Below are 20,702 nucleotides of genomic sequence, written 5' to 3' on the forward strand. Positions count from 1 at the left end.
GCCGCCAGACGGGAACGAAGTGCATGCTCCTGGCCGAAACGATTCTTGCCTCCGGCGGGCATGCGCCCGGTGTCGAGCATGTCGCGCCCGCCGACATCATGACGCCGGCCGACCGGTACCAGGAATTGTTCGTCGCCGTGCAGAGCGGCCGGATCTTTCCGGACAGCAAGAGCTTCGTCGATTGCGTGCCGCGCCGCGCGCCCGATGCGATCCTGCGTGCCTATCGCGCCGGAAACGCCGCCGCCGGATTCGACCTGTCGCGCTTCGTGGCGGAGAATTTCACGCCCGAGCCCGTCGTCGCCAGCCGCTATGTCTCGGATCCCGGCCAGTCGCTGGCCGCCCATATCGACGGTCTGTGGGGCGTGCTGTCCCGCCATCCGGACGACCACGCGGCCCATGGGTCGCTGCTGCCGCTGCCGCATCCGTACGTGGTGCCGGGCGGCCGGTTTTCCGAGCTTTATTACTGGGATTCCTATTTCACGATGCTGGGCCTGGCCGCGGGGGGCAAGCACCGGCTGCTGCACGCGATGGCCGATAATTTTTCCTTCATCATCCAGGCCTATGGCCATATCCCCAACGGCAACCGCAGCTATTATCTCAGCCGCTCGCAGCCGCCGGTCTTTGCGCTGATGGTCGGGTTGCTGGAACGGCACGGCCTGCGCCAGGCGGTGCGTTACCTGCCGGATCTGCTGCGGGAATATGACTATTGGATGGACGGGGCCGACGGGTTGTGCCCCGGCGAGGCCCGCCGCCACGTCGTCTGCCTGCCGGACAACATGCTGCTGAACCGCTATTGGGACGATCGCGACACCCCGCGCGAGGAGGCCTATTGCGAGGATGTGGCGACGGCGGCGGCCGGCACGCGCCCGGCCGCGGACATCTATCGCGACCTGCGGGCCGGCGCCGCGTCGGGATGGGATTTCAGTTCGCGCTGGCTGGGTTCGCCGGACGACCTGTCGAGCATCCGCACCACCGCGATCCTGCCCGTCGACCTCAACAGTTTTCTCCATCTGCTCGAACGTCAGATCGAACGGCTGAGCCGCCTGGCCGGGGACGAGGCGCGTGCCGTCCTGTTCCATCGGCGCGCCGCCATCCGCCGCCGGGCCATCGACCGGTATTTCTGGCAGCCGGAGCAGGGGGCCTTCGTCGATTACGACTGGGCGTTGATGCGGCATCGGCCGCAGGTCACGGCGGCTTCGGCCGTGCCGCTCTATGTCGGGCTGGCCAGCCATCACCAGGCGCACCGCGTCGCCGCCACCCTGGCCGAGCGGCTGTTGCTGCCCGGCGGACTGGCGACCACCGAGCAGCACAGCATCCAGCAATGGGACCGCGCCAATGGCTGGGCGCCGCTGCAATGGATGGCCATTCACGGCATGCGCCGCTATGGCCTGTATGCGCAGGCGCGCGACCTGTCCCATCGGTGGCTGGCCACGGTTGCGGGCCTTTATGCGCGCGAGGCCAAGCTGGTCGAGAAATACGCCATCGGATCGGCCCCGGACGGACTCGGCGGAGGCGGCGGCGAATATCCGCTGCAGGACGGGTTTGGCTGGACGAACGGCGTCACGCGCATGCTGCTGGCCGACTATGCCGACCACCACGCCCATCATGCTCGTGCCGGACGCGTGCGGCACTGAGGCACGGGCCAACGATGTACCGGCACCTTATGCATTGACGCGGCCCCGCCCGGAACCATCTTGCCCCGTGCCGGTTGATAGGCGCACAGAGGGGGAACCGCAATGTCCAGGTTCGCGCGCGATGGCGACGGCCCCAGGCGGCCGATGCCGACGCCTAATCCGGGCCCGTTCAATCCCGACGACCCGATGCCCGACGAGGGGCCGCCGGACGACGACCCGTTCGAGCCGGATGACGATGATGCAGGGCCGGTCCTATGACATCTCCCGATCGCAGTCCCGACCCCGAGCATGAGGGGGTGCCCGGCCCCCATCCGCAGCCGCCGGTGCCCGACCAGGTTCCGCCGGGAGTCGACCCGCACAAGCCGGCGGGGCCGCCGGGGCCGCCGCACCCGCACGAGCCGCCGCTGGAGCACGACCCCCATGGCGACGGCGAAGTCCGGCCGGAGCGGGATGGGTGATTGCCGCCCGGCGAAGGAGGTCCGGCGAATTATGATCCCAGGTTATGATCCCATGTTGTGATTTAGGGCGGATCAGATCAGCCGGGCGCCCACGATGAGCAGCACGGTTGCCAGCACGGTGCGCTGCACGCTTTCGCGGATGCGGCCGACGAACAGGCTGCCCAGGATGATGCCGGGGATCGATCCGGTCAGCAGCGCGATCAGCATGGCCGGATCGACCGACCCCAGCAGCCAGTGGCCCAGCCCGGCGACCAGCGTGAGCGGCACCGCATGGGCGATGTCCGAGCCGACGATGCGCGCGGTGGACAGGCGCGGATACAGGACCAGCAGCGCGGTCACCCCGATCGCCCCCGCCCCGACCGAGGACAGCGACACCAGCAGGCCCAGCAGCGCGCCCACGAGGATGGTCAGCACATGGGCCTGCCGGTCGGTCAGGCGTTCGGAAAAGCCGGCCAGGCGCGTCATGATCGCCGCGCGGAACATGATGCAGGGCGCCGTCAGCAGCAATGCCACGCCCAGGCTGCGTGAAATCAGGTGCGTCGTGGAGAGCGACGGCGCGCCCAGCGCATGCAGGGCCAGCAAGGTCAGCGCCGCCGCGGGAATGCTGCCCGACGACAGGCGGCGCACGATTTTCCAGTCCACGCCGCCGGCAGATCCGTGCACGCTCGTGCCCACCGCCTTGGTGATGGCGGCATAGAGCAGGTCGGTGCCGACGGCAGTCTGGGGATGAATGCCGAACAGCAGGATCAGCAGCGGCGTCATCAGCGACCCGCCGCCCACGCCCGTCACCCCGACGAGGAAACCCACGCCCAGCCCGGATAGCGAGTAAAGTGGCTGAAACGCGTCACTCAAGGTCATGGACAGGTCCCCGAAAGCTGATCGATAAACGGATCGATCTCATTGCACGATATCATGAGAGTCTTACGAATTGAAATCATCGCGGTGGGATAATTTTTTAATAAACGAAAACGCATGGTGATATAATCCGCCCGCATGGTCAATGGGGCCGCGCGATGGAGAAAAGCCGCGGGCCTGTTCGCACCCGTCCGCTTCCATCATCCCCTGTTTCCGTCATATCGTGCCGGATATTGTGCCGGACAGGATACCGAGCCAGACATGGGCGCCAGACATGGGCGCCAGACATGGGCGGCGGGGCAGCGCGGGCAAGGGGCGATATGGGGCGGATCCATCCGGCATGACCGTGCGGCGTCGATGATCCTGCTGCTTCCTCTGGCCGTTCTGGCCGCGCTGCTGTCCGGGGTGGTCTTCTGCTGGCGGCCCCTGCCGGCGATGGCCCCGGCCTGGGACGGCGCGATGGCCTGCGGCGTGGCGGCCTATGCGCTGCTCCTGTTCCTGTTCGTCCTGACGGGGCGCCCGCTGCGCCTGCCTTTCTATGATGGCAAGTTCTTCATCCGCGCGCATCGGCTGCTGGGGTGGCTGGCGGTGTTGCTGCCGCTGCTGCATGCCCTGCTGCTGCTATGGGCCGAGCCGCTGACCCTGCGTTACCTGCTGCCCGGCGCCCCGGCCTATATGCTGGCGGGCGGCCTGGCGGCGGGGGGCATGGCGCTGCTGGGCGGTCTGGCGATGCCGGCCGCGCGGGCGTACCTCTGGCGCAATGCCGCGTCGTTCCGGCGGGCGCATGGTGCCGCGGCCCTGATGCTGCTGGGGCTTGCGACGGTCCATATCGCCGCCGCGCGGCTGCATGTCACGACGCGCGGGCAGGTCGCCGCCCTGGCCGTGACCGCGCTGGTCTGCGCCGTCCTGCCTTGGGTCGGCCGGCATGGTCGCCTGCCGCCGGTCGCCCCCGGACGGCGGCGGCGGCGCGCGACATCGGCCATTGCGGTCCGCCTGTCGCTGGGGGTGGGGGTGGCGTCGCTGGGCCTGTCGCTGCTCTATGCGGAATGGCTCGGGCGCTGGGTGGCGCCGTGAAGGGCCGCGCGGCGGGATGGGGGATGACGGCCGCGCTGGCCGGCGTGCTGGCGGCGATGCTCGTCCTGGCCGGGTGGGGCTATCGTCCCCGGCCGGGGCATGCCGACCCGCTGCCCGTCATGTTCCTGCATCGGGCGCACAGCGCCTATAATTGCGTGCAATGCCATCATGACAGCCTGGATCCCGGCCTGTCGGCGCTGCCGCACCGCAAATGCATCCTCTGCCATGTCACGCGGCCCGACCTGGCGGCGGGGGCGCGGGCGACATTCCATGATTTCTGCGAATCCTGCCATCTGGCACGGCGGCGCGACCATCTGGCCGCCGGTCCGATCCGCCTGTGCCACGAATGCCATACGCCCCGGCCGGGCGAGCGCGCGCAGGATATTCTTTGATGGCCTGCGGGATGTTTGCGGTGCAATCGCAACAGGCAATATAAAAACAACATGATCAATATTACTTTTTATAAAAATGTTAAATTTTTATGAATTTGAGAATTTTTAAGAATATAACCTGACTGAAAAGTCAGCTTCATTTATAAGCCGCCGCTGACAGGGGTCAGTGGAGAATTTTATGTCGAAATATATCTGTTCCGCCTTTTTTATGCTGGCATGTTCTACTTCCTTGTCGCCTGTTGCTCTGGCGCAACAGGCGCGGACGGCATCGTCTTCGGCGGCCCCGACCCCAGCCCTGACCCGGGCGCCGGTCGGCGATGCGCCGCCCTCGATGCTGGGCGCGACGTCGCCGACCGACGAGAAGATGGAGGTGGTCGGCCACAGCTATGGTGACGGGGTCACGCGCCGGGCGCTGGGCGGCGGGCTGATGGTCAACCAGGATGCGCCGAAATCGGTTTCGGAAATCACGCGGGATTACATCGCCAAGCAGAACCCGGCGCTGAACCCGATGCAGTTGATCGCCCTGCTGCCGGGCGCCAACGTGTCGGATACCGACCCGATGGGCATGACCGGCGGGCATATCTCGGTCCGTGGCCTGACCGAAAGCCAGATGGGCTTCACGCTGGAGGGTTTCCCGATCAACGATATCGGTAATTTCGCGGTCTATCCGCAGGAAATCGTCGATTCGGAAAACCTGCGCACCGTCCGGCTGGCACAGGGTTCGGCCGATTTGGACAGCCCGCACATCAGTGCCTCGGGCGGCGTGGTCGACATGTACATGATCGACCCCAGGAAGACGATGGGCGGCCAGGTCGACATGACCTATGGCTCGTTCAACGCCACGCGCGGATTCGCGCGCTTCGACACGGGCTATATCGGCCATACCAATCTGCGGGCCTATTTCTCGTACTCCCAGGGGCGGCAGGACCATTGGCGCGGCCCGGGCTATGAGAACAAGAAGCACGGCGAAATGAAGATCGTGAACGACTGGGGGCAGGGCAACCGCGTCTCGTTGGCGGTCGTGGGCAATTCGCTGCAGAACGACGCCTATCCCAGCGTCACGATGGCGAGCTGGCGGAAATGGGGCAACGGCTTCGCCAACCCGATCGGCAGTTCGGGTCTGGGCAGGAACGACCCGCCGAACACGGTGTACGAGCAGCATTTCGTGCCCGGCGACGGCAATTACTACAAACTGCATCCCAATCCGTTCACCAACATCTATGCCAGCATGCCGTCGACCTTCACGCTGACGGACCACCTGACGCTGACGGAAACGCCCTATTTCTGGTACGGCTACGGCAATGGCGGCGGCGCCTATGCCACCAGCCTGGCGTCCTACCAGTATGGTGCGACGAAGATCGGCGGCCATATCGGCAGCCTCTCCTCGGGCAGCCCGCTGCTTTATAATCCTTCCCTGACCGAGACCTATCGCCCCGGTGCCACGACCAAGCTGACATGGTCGTACGGTCCCAACCGCCTGATGGTGGGATATTGGTTCGAATATTCGAAGCAGACCCAGACCGCGCCGTACGGGCTGGTCGGTCCCAACGGCACGGCGTTCGACGTCTGGGGCGGCGGGCCCAACCTGGTGCTCAATAACGGGGTGACGGCGCAATATCGCAACACGCTGACCCAGACAGTCGTGCATACGCCCTTCATCGGCGACAGCCTGTCGCTGCTGCATGACCGCCTGACGATCGATGCCGGCCTGAAATATTCGATCGTCGACCGGCGGGGGGCGAACTACCTGCCCAACGTGTCGCAGAAATACGTGACCACCAACTATGCCGAGGCGCTGCCGACCGCCGCCGCGCGCTACAAGGTCAATGCCGAGAACCAGGTCTTCGTGTCGGTGTCGACGAATTATCGCATGCCGACCAACTATGCGCTGTACGATTCGGGATCGTACTATGTTCCGGGCGGCTATTCGACCAAGGCCAATCCCAACCAACAGCCCGAGATCTCGATCTCGGAAGAGGCCGGCTGGCGCTACCAGGGTCGCCTGGTGTCCTCATCGCTGACCTATTTCCACTATAATTTCACCAATCGCCTGTTCACCCAGACCGTGACCGATCCGGTCAGCGGCGCCTATTGGACGACGAATGCCAATGGCGGCGGCGAACATTCCGACGGGTTCGATTTCGAGATCGGCACGCGGCCCATCTACAATATCCGCCCGTACGTCTCGGCCGAATATCTGCATGCCGTGACCGACAGCAATCTGCAGGCCTCGTCGGGCAAAGTCGTCGACTACCTGCCGACCGCCGGCAAGATCGCGCCGCAAGCACCGGAATGGCAGGTCGGGTTCGGGCTGGATTACGATGACGGCCACCGCTTCGGCAGCTTCAACCTGAAATATGTCGGCAAGCAATATGCGACCTTCATGGACGACCAGCATATTCCGGGCTATGTGCGCATGAATATCGCGCTGGGCTATCGCTTCAGCAGCATGGGCATGTTCAAGAACCCGTCCATCCGCCTGAACCTGCAGAACCTCTCGAACGCCGGGTACCTCAACTGGATCAATAGTGTGCAGACCAATGCCACGAACACCCGGGGCATCTTCGGCAACATGATCTCGGCCAAGGCGCCGACCTATACGATCGCATCGCCTTTCGCGGCCATCGCGACCGTCAGCAGCGATTTCTGATCGCGGCCATCGTCTTCGGGCCGGGCCGCCATGCGCGGTCCGGTTTGTGAAATATTCCTGACATGGCGTCGTGGGCTCTGACCGCGGCGCCGTGTTTTCCTTATGCTGGCAGGCTGTTTCGGGTGGACCGGGCGAGGGGTGCGAGGAAATGGCGGGATCGGCGATGCGTTGCATGTTCGGGAGAGTGGCGGGAGCGATGCTGGCGGTGGCGGCCGGCGTGAGCCCGGTGGCCGACGCGGCCCGTGCCGCGGATCCGTCCTTTGCCGATCGGGTGCGGCATGCCGATGTGTCGCGCGGGCGCGACCTGGCCGACAGCATGTGTTCGGACTGTCATAATTTCGATCGCGACGGATCGGCGATGATGGGGCCCAACCTCTATGGCCTGATGGGCACGCACATCGCCGCCATTGCCGACTACAATTTCTCGCCCGCCCTGCTGGCGCGCCGGCAGCAGGTCTGGACGGTCGAGACGCTCTCTGCGTGGCTGAAGGATCCGGCCGGCTTCGCGCCGGGCACCCGCATGGGGTTCGACGGCATCGTCTCGGACCGGGACCGGGCCGATATCGTCGCCTATCTGGGCAGCCTGTCCGGCGGGAAATGATCCGCCGCTCTGGCCGCGGAAGGGGTCATTGCGCCGGACGCGTGCAAGGCCCCGAAGAAGAATCTCTTATTTTCGGGAATCACGCCTGCCGCGTCGTGGGCAGCATCCGGCCCAGGATGCCGTCGCGCCGCACGTAATGCCGCCATAGGGCGACCGCGGCGTGACCGAGGGCCAGGGCCATGATGGTCCAGGCGCCGTAATTATGCAGGGTCGCGACGATGTGGTGGCCGGTCTTGTCCAGCCGGCAGGGGACGCAGGTCAGATGGGCGCCGAAGACGAAGAGGGGGCGCGTGCCGCTCCACCGCCATTCGAAACCGGCCATCGTTTCCGCCACCAGCAGGGCGTAGAGCGCCAGATGGACCAGGATGGCCAGCCGGTTGTCCGCCGGGCCAGCGGTCGTCCGCCGCCGCCGGGCGCACAGCCAATAGAGCCGGAAGAGCAGCAGCACGGCAAAGGCGAAGCCGATGCTGGTGTGGATGTCGCGGGCTGTGCCCTTCCAGCCCGCGCCGAACCAGGACCAGGTCTCGCCCATGGCGAATTGCAGCAGCACGATACCGGCCGTCGCCCAATGCAGGGCACGGGTGAGGGGGTCATAAGCCTGGATCGGGGCAGGGGGCACGCTGGTTGTCATGTCGATCATTTCGGTTGAGCCGTCGCAGGCTTGTAGCCGTCCGTCAGGGTGTTCAGGAAGGCGACCAGATCGTCCATTTCGGCTTCGGACAGGATCGGCTGGCCGCCGGTCTTCTGTGCGGCGAAGGGCATGTCGTCGCGATCCACATTGCCGCGCAGATCGGGCGGCAGGCCGTTATAGGGCAAGGCCCCGCCGGGCCGGGTTCCGTCGGGCCGGGTGCCGTCGGGCCGGATGTCGGGCTGGCGGCCATACCAGCGCGTGGGGTCGGTATCGCGCGTGACGTAGAATGCGACCACGTCGCGCAGCGACTTCAGCACGCCGTTATGAAAGAATACATGGCGCGTCGCGACGTTGCGCAGGGTCGGGGTCATGAACAGGCCGCAATATCGGCGGTTGGCCGCATCGCGCGCCGGGGCCAGGTCGGTGCGCAGGGGGCCGCACAGGCCCATGTCGTAGCGGCCCATCCCGGCCGGCGGCCGGACCTGCGGATTGTCCGGCACGCCGACATCCTTGAAGAAGAAATCGGTGAACTGCCCGACCGAGGTCGATCCGTCCTTGCCGGGGCCGATGCCGGCGGTGTGGCAGGAGGCGCAATTGGCGCGGTCGGCATCGTTGAACAGCGCCATGCCGCGCTGTTCCTGCGGGGTCAGCGTCGCCAGGCCGCGCGTATAGTAATCATATTTGCTGGTATAGGGGTGGAAGGACGAATCCTCGTGCTGGAAGGCCGCCAGCGCCGTGCCCATCGCCTGGATCACCTGCCGCGGGGTGGCGAACACGTCCTGGCCGAACAAACCGGTGAACTGGCGCACATAGTCCGGATTGCGCCGCACCCGGGCCCGCACCGAATCGATGTCGGGATTGGCCATTTCGAACGGGGTGGTCAGCGGACTGACCGACTGGACCGCCACCGAGGCCATGCGCCCGTCCCAATCATAGCCGCCGCCGGGTCCGCTGGCCGATTCATCGGGGTTTTCCAGCGTGGCCGAGAAATCCGGCACCTCGTCCTTGTAGGTCAGGGTCGGCACCGCGCGGACGCCGGGATTGTCCAGCCGGGCGCCCCCCATCTGCACCGCCAAATCGTTGCGCGGCGCATAATGATTGGCCGGATCGTGGCAACTGGCGCAGGATTGCCGACCGGACGCCGACAGTCCGGGATCGAAGAAGAGCTGCCGCCCCAACTGGGCGACAGGCGACAGGGGCGCCGCCGCCATGACCGGCGACGACGCCCCCCAACAGGCCGGGATCAGGGCGGCGGCCAGCGTCCAGACGGCCGCGCGCCCCTTGCCATGCCGCGTCATCGCGGCGTCCTTGTCCGCAATCCGGTCAACGGGCCGTGATCGCGAACATCTTGGCCATCGGCACCACCGGCGTCTGGACGAACGCGCCGTCGGCCGGCTGTACCGCGACGCCGTCATTGGCGTGGCCGATATGCTGCTTGATGCCGAACGCGTCTTCCAGCGTCCGCAGCAGCGAATAATGGTTGTACGGGGTGTCGTCCTGCAGGCCCTTCACGCCGTGGTTGGTGATGACCAGCGTCGGGATACGCCCGCCGCCCTGGTTGACCACGCCCTTGTGCGGCTGGCCGGGGGCCACGGGGTGATAGCCGCAGCAGCCCTGCACGCCCGCGCCGCCGCTGTCATCCTCGTCGAACGTCACGACGATCGCAACATTCTTCTTCGACGTCCACAGCGGCGAGGCCTGGATATGGTCGACCAGGGTCTGGACGTAATCGTCGCCGGTGGTCAGCAGCGGCGAGGGGCCATAGCCGTGGCCCTTGCATTGCGGGTGGTCCTTCATCGGGCCCGACGGGCCATGGTCGTCATGGCACTGGTCCGGCACGAAATAGGCGAAGCGCGGCAGGCTGCCATCGGCCAGATCGTCGAAGAACGCCTGTTCGGTGCGGTTATGGGCGTGGAAATCGGGCGCTTCGCGGATATCGTCGAAATTGACCGACGGGTTGTGCTTGGACGCATACAGCCCGCGCACGTCGGCGCCCTGGTCGTCCGGTGCCGGATAGGTGGGCATTTCGGGCATGGTTTCGCCCGTCTGGGGATTGGTCGGCATGCTCTGGTTATACATCGACCAGGAAATGCCGGCCGTGTTCAACTGGGCGAAGAAGTTCGGCACCGTGAAATGGTGGGCGACATACGCCTTGGTCTTCTTGATGCCGTTGCAGGGACGGTTCATCGGCGCCATGTCCGGCTTGCCGGCCACGATGGCCTTGTCGGCCGGCAGCGGGGTGCCGTCGGCCTGGCAGTACCAGGCGTCGTCATCCAGCACGCCTTCCTGGTCGCCGGCCATCATGGCGATGTAGTTCGGCTCGCTGGGGTGGGTGATGCCGTAATAGTTCGTCGCCGAATTATATTCCTGCGCCAGCGCCGTCATGTGGGGCGAGCTGGCGGGCTGGGCGCCGATGATTTCGCCGTACTGGCGGTTTTCCATCTCGATGATAATGATGTTGTCATAGCGCGGCACGCCTTCCAGCATCGCCGCGCCATGGCGGTGCGCGCCGTGATGCTGTGCGGCCAGCGCCTGGCCGCCGGTGACGAGCGCTGAGGTCGAGAGCAGGACGGCCCCCACCCGGGAGAGGATCGATCGTGTCGTCATGGCGTGTCTTCTTTCTGTGCGCATGCAGTCGAGGGAGCCGGACGCCGGCACGCTGTCCCGGCACGGATGACGCCGTCTTTAGCGCCATCCGCAACCGGGCAGAAGCGGCGAACTTTCCCTGCCATGTTAAAGTTTCAAGAAATTCTGGACGTCGGTTTAGAGTGGGACGGTTTAGAGATGGACGTTGACCCCGAACAGATAGGCCGAGCCGAAATATTGCAGTTCGACCATACGGCGGGCGGCGCTGCCCTGGGTCGCGTCCTGCATGGTGTTGGTGAAGTTGCGAGCCTGGAAGCTGAGGCTGACGCGCTTGTTGATCTGGTAGGTCGCGCCGATGTCGAAATTCAGGAAGGGCTGCACCCAACTGTCGTTCGTGGGGTCGGAGCCGAGGCCCGTCATGGTCAGGCCCTGATAATTGCCGTCGAACTGGATGCTGACCGGGCCGCGATTGTAGAAGGCCTCGAAATTATAGATATGGGACGCGGTGTTGGGCAGCGTTTCGAAGGCGCCGTCGCGCCCCCGGCCGCGCGACTGCACGAAGGTCATGTTGCCGCCGATGCCGAACCCCTTGAGGAAGCCGGGCAGGAAATCGAATTGCTGGCGATAGTTCATTTCGAAGCCGCGGGCATAGGCATAGGGGATGTTGGCGTAGGTGGTGATCGTCGTCAGGCCGAACAGGCCCGGATAATTGCTGGAATAGTTTGTAAAATTGACGACGTAGTTCTTAAATTCCTTGTCGAACGCGCCGCCCGAGATGATGCCGCCGTGCGGCAGGTAATATTCCAGCGACAGGTCGAAATTGGTGCCGGTGGTCGGTTTGAGGTTCGGATTGCCGACCGTCACCGTATTTGTGGTGCCGGACTGGTTGATCGTCTGGCTGGCCGTCACTTCCTGGAAACCGGGCCGGCCGATGGCGGTGGACCAGTTGGCGCGGGCGATCAGGTTGTCGGTGAAATTATAGCGCAACTGCACCGTCGGGAAGAAATTGGCATATTCCTGCCCCACCGCGCGGGGGGAGAGGACCTGCGTATTGCCCTGGGTGATCGTCTGCGTGCCGCGATAGACGCCGTCGGTCTTTTCGAAGCGGAAGCCGGTCAGGATGCCGAAGCGGCGCCATGTGGCCTGATATTGCAGATAGAGATTATAGACGTTCTCGTTGTCGTTGATATAGGCCTGTTTCTGCTTGATCAGGTCGGCGGCCGTGTTGCGCACGATCGGATAGGACGGCCAGTTGATGGCCTGGCGGATCTGCTGCGTGCCGACCGGATAGCCGATATTGTAGAGCCCGTCGAAGAAGGTCCAGTTATTGCTGCCCGCCCATTGGCCGGCCGTCACGCCGGGCAAGTTGGAATAGCTGTAGGTCGGGTCCCAGTGCACGACATGGGCCGTGCGCAGGCCGCCGCCGAAGCTGAGCGTGCCCATGATCTCGTGGAAGAAGTTCAGCGGCGTCGAGGCGCCGATATGGCCGGTCCATTCGTCGTCGGTGTCGTTCTGGATCGTGCCGTTCGACAGGGATGCCAGCTTGTAGGCGTTGTAGTTCAGCGGGTTCGCCCCGTTCAGCGCGGTGACGACCGGCCGCAGCGGTACCGAGACGTTGTTGTAGGTGACGGGAATGGTCGGGCCGTTGAAGCCGGCGGTGTAGGAATAGGGCGTATAGATGAAGTTGCTTGCCCAGGCGCCGAAATAATCCAGCTTGAAGCGGCCCAGATTGCTGTCGCCGCCGAATTTGTAGATCCGTTCCTCGTTGCGTACCCAGGTGTCGTTCACGCTTTGCGACAATGCGGCGGTGCCGACCTGGCTGGGATCATTGAGGCCAGCCTTGGGGCTGAAATTATAGCTGAGCTGATTCTTGACGACGGGCGCGTCCAGGATCGAATCGAACATCTTCAGGTACAGATGGGTGTGACGGTCGACGTCCCAGCCCAGCGTGCCGCCATAGGCGTAGCGGACCTTGTGTTCCATATACATGACCTGCGACGCCTGGGTGACGTTGTTCGCGGTGGGGCCGGTCGGGTCGGTCGCGAATTTCTGTTGCACGTCGCCCATGTTCAGCCAGTCGGACAATGCGCTGGCGAAGAACGAGACGCTGAACGGCTTGTCGTCCGACGCATGCTTGTCGAACGGATTGCCGTGCAGGCCGAAGCGCATGCCGCCGGCGATCGAGCCCTCGAAGACCTGTGTCGCGCTGGGGTCGCGGAAGCCGCCGGCGGTGTGAATGTTCAGGAACGGCGCCTGGTCTTCGGTAATGTCGCGCGACAGGATGTTCATCTGGCCGCCCAGCGCGATCGCGTCCTGGTCGGGGCGGTTGGTCTTGGTCAGTTCCAGCGATCCGGCCAGGGTCGCCGGCATGGCGTCCAGCGGCATGGCGCGACCCGAGCCGCTCATGGAGCCGGCGGGCAGCAGCACGCCTTCGAACATCACGCCGTTCAGGCTGGAATCCAGGCCGCGGATCTGAATGCCGCGGGACTCGCCGCTTTTGAAGATGATCGAGGCGCCCGGCATGCGGCGCATCGCGTCGCCCAGCACGAAGTTCGGGATCTTCTCGATTTCCGATTGCGGCAGGATGTTGACGATGTTGGGCGCGTTCTGCTGGACCAGGCGCGCTTCTTCCACCGTGCCCAGGGCGTTGGGCTTCACCGCGTGCTTGCGTCCGACCACCTGCAGGCGCTCGGGCGCCGAGGAGCGGGGCGCCGCCGGGCGACGCGCCGCATGCCGGCCAGGCGCGTCCTGGGCGGTTTCGGTCCCTTTCCGTTGCGCCTTATGCCGGGGCTTTTTCTTTTTCGCGTGGTGCGGCGTGTGCTGCGCCTGGCCCGGCTGTGCGTCCTGGGCGTGCAGGGCGGGGGCGCCGACAGGGACGAGGGCGGTCGCGAGACAGAGAAGCGAACTGCGGTACAGTATCGTGCGGGTACGCATCGAAAAACCACTCCCTGCGGGTGCCAATGTGGATCAGCGATTTCAGTGTCGGGATCTCGGTAGCAGAGGAGGGAAAGCCGTTGTTTTTCGGTATTCGTGACGTCGCGGCCTGAATGCCAGGCCGCGACGGGAATATTTTTTACGATTTCTTCTTGGCGGCAGCCGCGGCCTGGGCGGCTGCTTCGGCCGCCGGGTCCTGCGCCACGGTGTAGATGTCCAGCGCCGCGGGCTCGGTCGCCGTCTTGGCGTGGGCGATATAGAGCTGCTTCAGCCCGCCGACATAGGCCGAGACCTTGCCGGTCTTGGTGTCGATGCGCTGGATTTCCGAGAAATGATCGGCGTCGTCGCGATGGAAGACGCTGAGTCCCTCGGCGCCGCTGATATAGAGGCGCTTGTTCTTGCCGTCCCAGGTCTCGCCGTCGGCGGTATCGACGCAATCGGCGGTGGACAGCAGATTGCCGGTGGTCGAGTCGATCACGAACAGCTTGCCCGGCTTGCGGCCGACCACGAACAGGCGCTGGGTCTTGGCGTCATAGGCCATCGGCGTGTTCATGTTCAGGCCGGAGATGGTCCAGATCGTCTTGAGCTGGCGGGCCTGCAGGTCGACGACGGCGATCTGCTTCTTGTCGCGCAGATTGGCGAACAGCAGGTTGCGCCCGTGATCGACGACCATCGATTCGATGTTGGCCGACGGGATGCCGATCCGCGCGACTTCCTTGTGCTGCTTGACGTCGATGACGCTGATCGACGAGTTCTCGGAATGGTCGTTCTTGCCGCCGTTGCCGACATAGAACAGGCCGGCCTTCTTGTCGAAGACGGCTTCATCCGCGCCGGGACGCAGCGTGATGACCTTGACGATCTTCAGCGACGGCACGTCGACGACGACGCAGCCCAGCTTGTCGTCCGAGACGAAGAGCTGATGCTGGTCGGCGACATAGGCCGGGGTGTGCGGCAGGCCGAAACCGCCGGCCGAGGCGAGGTGCGTGCCGTCGCTGAGGCGGAACATCTCGGCCGTGGCGTGCTTTTCGGCCATGACCAGCAGCAGATTGTCCTTCTTGTCGATCGCGAAATGGTCGAAGCCGCCCTTGGTGATTTCGGGCAGCTTGGTGCTGTGCAGGAACTGCACCGGCCCGGTATCGGCGTTCAGGGTCGCGGCCGACGCGGCGTTGCAGCCCAGGCAGCCCAGCATTGCCGTGCCGAGCAGCAGAGCGATCTTTTTACGAAACATGATGCACCTTTCTTGTCCTTGGCATCAGTTCGCGATCGTCCCGGGGTCTTGCGGGTCGCAAGGAGGGCCGGGCGAACGGCGAAATGAATGCCGGATTTGTAGTCGGGTGCGGCGTGGCTGTGCGTGAACGTTACGCAGCAGGATTGCGGCTGATTTTTTAAAGATTTGAGGAAAATTTAACGTCAGCCGCGAGACAGGCCGGTTTCGGTCCGGTCGGGCGTCGTGCGGCTGCCGGGCAGCAGCCTGCGACGCCATTGCGCGGCGCGGCGGCTGAGCTGTTCGAGGCACAGATATACGACGGGGGTGGTGAACAAGGTCAATGCCTGACTGACCGCCAGGCCGCCGATGATCGCGATCCCCAGCGGGTGGCGGACCTCGGAGCCGTAGCCGTTGCCGACGACCAGCGGCAGCGCGCCCATCGCGGCGGCGAAGGTCGTCATCATGATCGGACGGAAGCGCAGCAGGCAGGCCTGGCGGATGGCCTGATGCGGCGTCAGGTCGTGGTCGCGTTCGGCCGCGATGGCGAAATCGATCAGCATGATCGCGTTCTTCTTCACGATGCCGATCAGCAGGATCACCCCGATCATGCCCATCAGCGAGAAGTCCTGCCCGAACGCCCACAGCGCCAGCAGCGCGCCCACCCCGGCCGAGGGCAGGGTGGACAGGATGGTCAGCGGATGGACATAGCTTTCATACAGGATGCCCAGCACCATGTAGACCGCCGCCAGCGCCGCCAGGATCAGCAGCGTCTCGCTGCTGGAATTGTTCTTGAACTGCGCCGCATTGCCGGTGAAGGCGCCGTGGATCGAGGCCGGGATCTTCAGTTGCCGCACCGTGTCCTCGACGATCTGCACCGCCTGGCCCAGCGACACGCCGGTCGGCAGGTTGAACGAGACCGTGGTCGCGACCCCCTGGCCCTCGTGATTGATGGCCAGCGGAATATGGCCGGCGCTGCTGAGGCTGACGACGCCCAGCGGGACCATGGTCTCGGCGGCGGTGGACACGGCCGAGCCGGTCGAGGCCGAACGGCCGCCGGCCAGCGTGTTGGCGATCTGGTTGCGGAAGGATTGCGCGCTCTGCGCCGTCGCGGCGGTGGCCGCCGCCGGGTCGCCGGCGCGGACGCGGATCGTGTTGGCCTGCGTGCCCCCCTGTGCCGCGCCGCCCGCGACGCTGACCCATACCTGGCGCAGCGAGGCCGGGTTCTGCCAGAAGCGGGGCGCGGCCTCCATCACCACCCGATACTGGTTCATGTCGTTGTAGATGACCGAGGCCGCGCGCTGGCCGTAGGCGTCGTACAGCGTGTTGGCGATCAGTTGCGGCGTGATCTGCGTCCGCGCCCCGGCGTCGCGGTCGATCGCGACGTTCATCGCCAGCCCGCCCAGCAGCACGTCGGACGAGACGTCCATCAGTTCCGGCCGGGTCGACAGCGCCGCCACCAGCTTCTGCGTCCAGGCGTAGAGCGCGGTCGTGTCGTCGCCCTGCAACGTATAGAGATAGGCCGCGTTGCTGGGCCGCGCGCCGATGCGGATGGCGCCGCGCTGCAGCGCATAGAAGCGCGCGCCCGTCATGTCGTGCAGGCGATGGTTGAGATTGGCGATGGTGGTCGCGGGCGGATGCGGCCGCTTCGACTTGTCGGTCAGGGCGATGAACAGATTGCCCTGGTTCGACGACCCCCTGCCGCCGACGAAGCCCGCCACCCCCGCGACGTCCGGGTCCTTCTGCAGGGCGGCCAGGGTCTGGTTCATCTTCTGGTTCAGGGCGTGGAAGGAAATCGCCTGGTCGCCCATCAGCCGGCCCAGCAGCACGCCGCTATCCTCGTCGGGGAACAGGCTTTGCGGCATGGTCAGATAGATCGCCACCGTCAGGCCCAGCGTTGCCGGCAGGCTGAGCAGCATCGGCGCCCGGTGCGCCAGCGCCCAGTCCAGGCAGCGCCCATAGACGCGCAGCATGGCCAGGTGCCCGCGTTCGACCCACCCGGCCAGCCGGCCCGCGCCGCCGCCGGCGTCGTGCAGGGTCAGCCGGGCGCACAGCATCGGGGTCAGGCTGAGCGACAGGGCCATCGACATGCACAGTGTCACCGACACCGTGACGGCGAATTCGTGGAACAGCCGCCCGGTGATCCCGCCCATCAGCAGGATCGGCAGGAAGACGGCGATCAGCGAGACGGTGATCGAGACGACGGTGAACGCGACCTCGCTTGCGCCGCGCAGCGCGGCCTGGAAGGAGGAGAGGCCGGATTCGACGTGGCGGGTGATGTTTTCCAGCACCACGATGGCGTCATCGACCACGAAGCCGGTCGAGATCGTCAGCGCCATCAGGGACATGTTGTCCAGCGAGAAGCCCAGCAGGCTGATGACGCCCAGGGTGCCCATGATCGCGGCCGGGATGACGATGGCCGGAATCAGCGTCGCGCGCAGCGTGCCCAGGAACAGCAGCACCGTCAGCACCACCAGCAGCGCCGACAGGAACAGGGTCATGCGGGTATCGGCCAGCGACGCCCGGATGGTCTGCGAGCGGTCCATGAAGGTATGGAGCTGGATCCCCGCCGGCAGCGTGGCGCGCAGATGCGGCAGTTCGGCGTGCAACTGGTCCAGCGCCCGCACGATATTGCCGCCCGCCTGCATGAAGACCATCATGACGATGGCCGGCTCGCGCCCGAAATAGCCGGCATTGCGTACGTCCTCGACAGAGTCGACGACCTGCGCCACGTCGCCCAGCCGGACCGGCCTGCCGTTGCGATAGGCGATGACCAGGTCGCGATAGGCCTGGGCGCTGCGGGCCTGGTCGTTGGTCTGCAGCGTGAAGCGCATGCCGCCCTGGTCGATGAAGCCCTTGGGCGTGTGGGCGTTGGCCGAGGCCAGGGCGGCGCGGATATCCTCGAACCCGATGCCGAACTTGTACAGCGGCAGCGGATCGATCTCGACGCGCACCGCGGGCAGCGCGCTGCCGCTGATCTCGACCAGCCCGACGCCCCGGATCTGCGACAGGCGCGGCAGCAGCAGGCTGGAGGCCTTGTCGTACAGCTCGGGCAGGGGGCGGTTGCCGGATGTCAGCGCCAGCATGATGGCCGGCGGGTCGTTCGGGTTCGCCTTGTAATATTCGGGGTTCTGCCGCAGCGTGGTCGGCAGGTCGGCGCGTGCCGCCTGGATCGCGGCCTCGACGTCGCGGGCCGCGCCGTTGATGTCGCGCGACAGGGCGAATTGCAGCGTCAGCCGCACCATCCCCTGGCTGGATTGGGACGTCATCTCCTCGAGGTCGGCGATCGCGGCCAGATGGCGTTCCAGCGGTTCGGCGACCGAACTGGCGACCTGCTCGGGCGAGCCACCGGGCTGCTGGGCCAGGACCTGGATCACCGGAAAGTCGATATTCGGCAGGTCGGCGACCGGCAAGGCGAGATAGCCCAGGACTCCGCCCAGGATGCAGGCCAGGGTCAGCAGCGTGGTCGCCACCGGCCGGCGAATGAACAATCCTGTCACTGTCATGTCGGGTATCCGCGTCTCGTCCGAATGGGCCGGCGATGGGCCGCGATGGGCTGGCGGGGATGCTGCGCGAACGTCTCTCCCATGCTCCGTGGCCCATCGCCTTATGTCCGTGACCGCCCTGCCTCCGTCCAGCGCGGATGGGCTAAATTATTCTCAACACTGTCGGGACGGGCGCGCCGAGGGCGGTTTTCCGCCGGTCTCGCAGCGGGGGGCTGTCCGGCATGGCGCGGGGGCGGGCAAGGCGATAGAAGGGCGCATGGCATCATCCGCACCATCACGGACCGGGCTTCCGCCCGGCCGCAGGGCCTCGGGGAGGCGCCGCGCCCCGCGCGGCGGATGGTGGCTGGTGCTGTTCGCCCTGGTGGGGCGCCTGGCGCTGGGCGGAGCAGGCGTGCCGGCGGACGGCGTGGTTTCGCCGCCGGCCGCGTCCGCCGTCCTGGGCGTGTTGTGCGACGCGGCCACGCCCGGCGGGGGCGCGACCGACGGGTTTGTAACTGGCGCGCCGCACCGGCATGGCCCGCATCGCCTGGCGGCTGACGGCGCGGCGCTGGCCCTGCCGGGCCAGGATCTGCCGGACGCGATCCTGCCGGTGCCCATGGTCCTTGCCGGCGGCCTGCCCGGCCCGTCGCGTGGAGGATGGATGCGCCCGCTGTCGCGCGGGCCGCCCCGCGTGACCCGTACGGCTGCCCATCCCCGAGGGCCGCCGATCCTGTCCTGACATCACATCGCATCGCCGTCGCTCCATCCCCGTCTCCGGGGATGGTCCGTTTCGCATTGCCGTCAGGACATGCCCTTATGATCCGTCTTTTCCGCGCCGGCCCCTGGCCGGATTACCGTACCGTCTGGCGCTGGCATTTCTATGCCGGGCTGCTGTGCCTGCCCTTCGTCGCATTCCTGTGCCTGACGGGGACGCTCTATCTGTTCAAGCCGCAGATCGAGGCCCGCATCGACCGGGCCTATGACCATCTGCCGCCGCCCCCGCCTGGCATGCTGGCCGCGACGCCGGGGGCGGCGGTCGCGGCCGCGCTGCGCGCCGTGCCCCAGGGCCGTTTCCTGGCCTATGAACTGCCGTCCTCGCCCCATGCGGCGCTGCGGGTGCTGGTCGGGCGGGGCGGGGATGCGGTGCGCGTCTATCTCGACCCCGTCACGCTCGCGGTGCTGAAGCGCGTGTCGGAGGAGTCGCGGTTCGAGCGGGTGGTCTTCAACCTGCATGGCCAGTTGCTGATGGGCAATGCCGGCTCGGTCATCATGGAACTGGTGGCGTCCTGGACGATCGTGCTGGCGGTGACCGGCCTGTATCTGTGGTGGCCGCGCCGGGGGGCGGGGCAGGGCTGGGGCGGTGTCGTCTATCCGCGGCTGGGCGCGGGCGGGCGCACGGCCTGGCGCGACGCCCACGCGGTCACCGGCCTGTTCGTCTCGCTGTTCCTGGTGCTGTTCCTGGCCAGCGGCCTGCCCTGGTCCTTCGTCTGGGGGCATGCGCTGAAGGCGGCCGAGGATCGGCTGGCGCCGATCCTGCCGGTGCCGGGCCCTTCGGTGCCGGACTGGCAGATCGGCCATGTGCCCGCCCGGGTGGAGATCGCCGGCGGGGCATCCGGCATGGCGGCGATGCCCGGCATGGAGATGGACGGCCCGACGCGCGCGGCCGTGCCGGCGGCGGGATTCGATCCGGCGGCGCTGGATCGCGTGGCGGCGGCGGCGATGCGGCTGGACCTGCCGGCGCCGGTCCTGGTGACGCCGCCTGCCGGCGTGGGACAGGGCTGGGGCGTGCGATCCGATACGCAGAACCGGCCGCGCCGGGCCTCGGCCCGGTTTGCGGCCGACGGGCGGATGCTGTCCTTCACCCCGTTCGCGGCCAAGGGACCGGTGGACCGGATCGTGGCCTATGGCGTGGCGGCGCATGAGGGGCAATTATTCGGCTGGCCGAACCAAATGGCGAACCTGCTGGTCGCCACGGGGCTGCTGACCATGAGCGTCGCGGCGACAATCCTGTGGCTGCGCCGCCGGCCGCCCGGCCGGCTGGGGGCCCATCCGCGCCATCCGGAGGGGCGGGTCGGCTGGGGCGGGGTGCTGCTGGCGCTGGTGCTGTGCCTGCTGCTGCCGGAACTGGCGGCGTCGGTCGCGATCCTGCTGGCGGCGATGGCGGTCGGGCGCCGTTTTCGCCTGGGGTGACGAGTGCC

At 66.3% G+C, this 20,702-nt stretch carries 15 protein-coding genes; 8 read left to right on the plus strand and 7 right to left on the minus strand.

Annotated elements, in window-relative coordinates; genetic code table 11:
• Positions 1–23 precede the first annotated feature (23 nt).
• Together treF and QN315_RS14890 are read left to right on the plus strand one after the other, a co-directional pair.
• Positions 24–1,634, plus strand: a complete 1,611-nt coding sequence (gene treF / locus QN315_RS14885; RefSeq protein ID WP_323990083.1) for an alpha,alpha-trehalase TreF — start codon at positions 24–26, stop codon at positions 1,632–1,634.
• A 254-nt stretch (positions 1,635–1,888) separates the two neighbouring features.
• Positions 1,889–2,092, plus strand: a complete 204-nt coding sequence (locus QN315_RS14890) for a hypothetical protein (protein WP_323990085.1) — start codon at positions 1,889–1,891, stop codon at positions 2,090–2,092.
• Between the two features lie 72 nt (positions 2,093–2,164).
• Here the strand turns inward: QN315_RS14890 and QN315_RS14895 are convergent, their stop codons facing one another.
• Positions 2,165–2,950 (minus strand): sulfite exporter TauE/SafE family protein, encoded by a 786-nt coding sequence (locus QN315_RS14895; protein WP_323990086.1) that lies wholly within the window; start codon positions 2,948–2,950, stop codon positions 2,165–2,167.
• Positions 2,951–3,208: 258 nt separating this feature from the next.
• Between QN315_RS14895 and QN315_RS14900 the strand changes: the two genes are divergently transcribed.
• From QN315_RS14900 to QN315_RS14915, 4 genes are all read left to right on the plus strand, one after another.
• Complete coding sequence (locus QN315_RS14900; RefSeq protein WP_323990088.1) at positions 3,209–4,021, plus strand: ferric reductase-like transmembrane domain-containing protein; 813 nt, start codon at positions 3,209–3,211, stop codon at positions 4,019–4,021.
• 23 nt (positions 4,022–4,044) lie between these two features.
• Entirely contained in the window at positions 4,045–4,413 is a 369-nt protein-coding gene (locus QN315_RS14905) for a cytochrome c3 family protein (RefSeq protein ID WP_176639493.1), read from the plus strand.
• Positions 4,414–4,621: 208 nt separating this feature from the next.
• Positions 4,622–7,063, plus strand: a complete 2,442-nt coding sequence (locus QN315_RS14910) for a TonB-dependent receptor (protein WP_408904533.1) — start codon at positions 4,622–4,624, stop codon at positions 7,061–7,063.
• A gap of 172 nt (positions 7,064–7,235) precedes the next feature.
• Complete coding sequence (locus QN315_RS14915) at positions 7,236–7,664, plus strand: c-type cytochrome (protein WP_323990090.1); 429 nt, start codon at positions 7,236–7,238, stop codon at positions 7,662–7,664.
• 79 nt (positions 7,665–7,743) lie between these two features.
• Here QN315_RS14915 and QN315_RS14920 read toward each other — a convergent pair whose 3' ends face one another.
• From QN315_RS14920 to QN315_RS14945, 6 genes are all read right to left on the minus strand, one after another.
• Positions 7,744–8,304 carry a cytochrome b/b6 domain-containing protein gene (locus QN315_RS14920; protein WP_323990091.1) on the minus strand — a complete coding sequence of 187 codons (561 nt, stop codon included), beginning with the start codon at positions 8,302–8,304 and terminating at the stop codon, positions 7,744–7,746.
• Positions 8,301–9,593, minus strand: a complete 1,293-nt coding sequence (locus QN315_RS14925; protein ID WP_323990093.1) for a cytochrome c peroxidase — start codon at positions 9,591–9,593, stop codon at positions 8,301–8,303. Before QN315_RS14925 ends, QN315_RS14920 begins: the two co-directional genes overlap by 4 nt.
• A 25-nt stretch (positions 9,594–9,618) precedes the next feature.
• Positions 9,619–10,902, minus strand: coding sequence for an alkaline phosphatase family protein (locus QN315_RS14930; protein WP_323990094.1), 1,284 nt, complete (start codon positions 10,900–10,902; stop codon positions 9,619–9,621).
• A gap of 171 nt (positions 10,903–11,073) precedes the next feature.
• The gene (locus tag QN315_RS14935) at positions 11,074–13,815 is read right to left on the minus strand and encodes a TonB-dependent receptor (RefSeq protein WP_323990095.1); all 2,742 of its coding nucleotides are present in this window, start codon (positions 13,813–13,815) and stop codon (positions 11,074–11,076) included.
• Positions 13,816–13,954: 139 nt separating this feature from the next.
• Complete coding sequence (locus QN315_RS14940; protein WP_323990097.1) at positions 13,955–15,043, minus strand: hypothetical protein; 1,089 nt, start codon at positions 15,041–15,043, stop codon at positions 13,955–13,957.
• Between the two features lie 182 nt (positions 15,044–15,225).
• Positions 15,226–18,525, minus strand: coding sequence for an efflux RND transporter permease subunit (locus QN315_RS14945; protein WP_323990098.1), 3,300 nt, complete (start codon positions 18,523–18,525; stop codon positions 15,226–15,228).
• A gap of 256 nt (positions 18,526–18,781) precedes the next feature.
• Between QN315_RS14945 and QN315_RS14950 the strand changes: the two genes are divergently transcribed.
• The gene (locus QN315_RS14950) at positions 18,782–19,243 is read left to right on the plus strand and encodes a hypothetical protein (protein ID WP_323990100.1); all 462 of its coding nucleotides are present in this window, start codon (positions 18,782–18,784) and stop codon (positions 19,241–19,243) included.
• A gap of 77 nt (positions 19,244–19,320) precedes the next feature.
• The gene (locus tag QN315_RS14955) at positions 19,321–20,694 is read left to right on the plus strand and encodes a PepSY domain-containing protein (RefSeq protein ID WP_323990101.1); all 1,374 of its coding nucleotides are present in this window, start codon (positions 19,321–19,323) and stop codon (positions 20,692–20,694) included.
• Positions 20,695–20,702: the final 8 nt, after the last annotated feature.

Origin of the sequence: Nguyenibacter sp. L1 (assembly GCF_035199985.1) — a bacterium.
In the GTDB taxonomy this organism is placed as follows: domain Bacteria; phylum Pseudomonadota; class Alphaproteobacteria; order Acetobacterales; family Acetobacteraceae; genus Gluconacetobacter; species Gluconacetobacter vanlangensis.

What these genes read in the sequence shown, in the direction of transcription:
- treF (WP_323990083.1), top strand. Translation starts at nt 24, where the DNA reads ATGCTCCTGGCCGAAACGATTCTTGCCTCCGGCGGGCATGCGCCCGGT.
- QN315_RS14890 (WP_323990085.1), top strand. Translation starts at nt 1,889, where the DNA reads ATGACATCTCCCGATCGCAGTCCCGACCCCGAGCATGAGGGGGTGCCC.
- QN315_RS14895 (WP_323990086.1), bottom strand. Translation starts at nt 2,950, where the DNA reads ATGACCTTGAGTGACGCGTTTCAGCCACTTTACTCGCTATCCGGGCTG.
- QN315_RS14900 (WP_323990088.1), top strand. Translation starts at nt 3,209, where the DNA reads ATGGGCGCCAGACATGGGCGCCAGACATGGGCGGCGGGGCAGCGCGGG.
- QN315_RS14905 (WP_176639493.1), top strand. Translation starts at nt 4,045, where the DNA reads ATGACGGCCGCGCTGGCCGGCGTGCTGGCGGCGATGCTCGTCCTGGCC.
- QN315_RS14910 (WP_408904533.1), top strand. Translation starts at nt 4,622, where the DNA reads ATGCTGGCATGTTCTACTTCCTTGTCGCCTGTTGCTCTGGCGCAACAG.
- QN315_RS14915 (WP_323990090.1), top strand. Translation starts at nt 7,236, where the DNA reads ATGTTCGGGAGAGTGGCGGGAGCGATGCTGGCGGTGGCGGCCGGCGTG.
- QN315_RS14920 (WP_323990091.1), bottom strand. Translation starts at nt 8,304, where the DNA reads ATGATCGACATGACAACCAGCGTGCCCCCTGCCCCGATCCAGGCTTAT.
- QN315_RS14925 (WP_323990093.1), bottom strand. Translation starts at nt 9,593, where the DNA reads ATGACGCGGCATGGCAAGGGGCGCGCGGCCGTCTGGACGCTGGCCGCC.
- QN315_RS14930 (WP_323990094.1), bottom strand. Translation starts at nt 10,902, where the DNA reads ATGACGACACGATCGATCCTCTCCCGGGTGGGGGCCGTCCTGCTCTCG.
- QN315_RS14935 (WP_323990095.1), bottom strand. Translation starts at nt 13,815, where the DNA reads ATGCGTACCCGCACGATACTGTACCGCAGTTCGCTTCTCTGTCTCGCG.
- QN315_RS14940 (WP_323990097.1), bottom strand. Translation starts at nt 15,043, where the DNA reads ATGTTTCGTAAAAAGATCGCTCTGCTGCTCGGCACGGCAATGCTGGGC.
- QN315_RS14945 (WP_323990098.1), bottom strand. Translation starts at nt 18,525, where the DNA reads ATGACAGTGACAGGATTGTTCATTCGCCGGCCGGTGGCGACCACGCTG.
- QN315_RS14950 (WP_323990100.1), top strand. Translation starts at nt 18,782, where the DNA reads ATGGCATCATCCGCACCATCACGGACCGGGCTTCCGCCCGGCCGCAGG.
- QN315_RS14955 (WP_323990101.1), top strand. Translation starts at nt 19,321, where the DNA reads ATGATCCGTCTTTTCCGCGCCGGCCCCTGGCCGGATTACCGTACCGTC.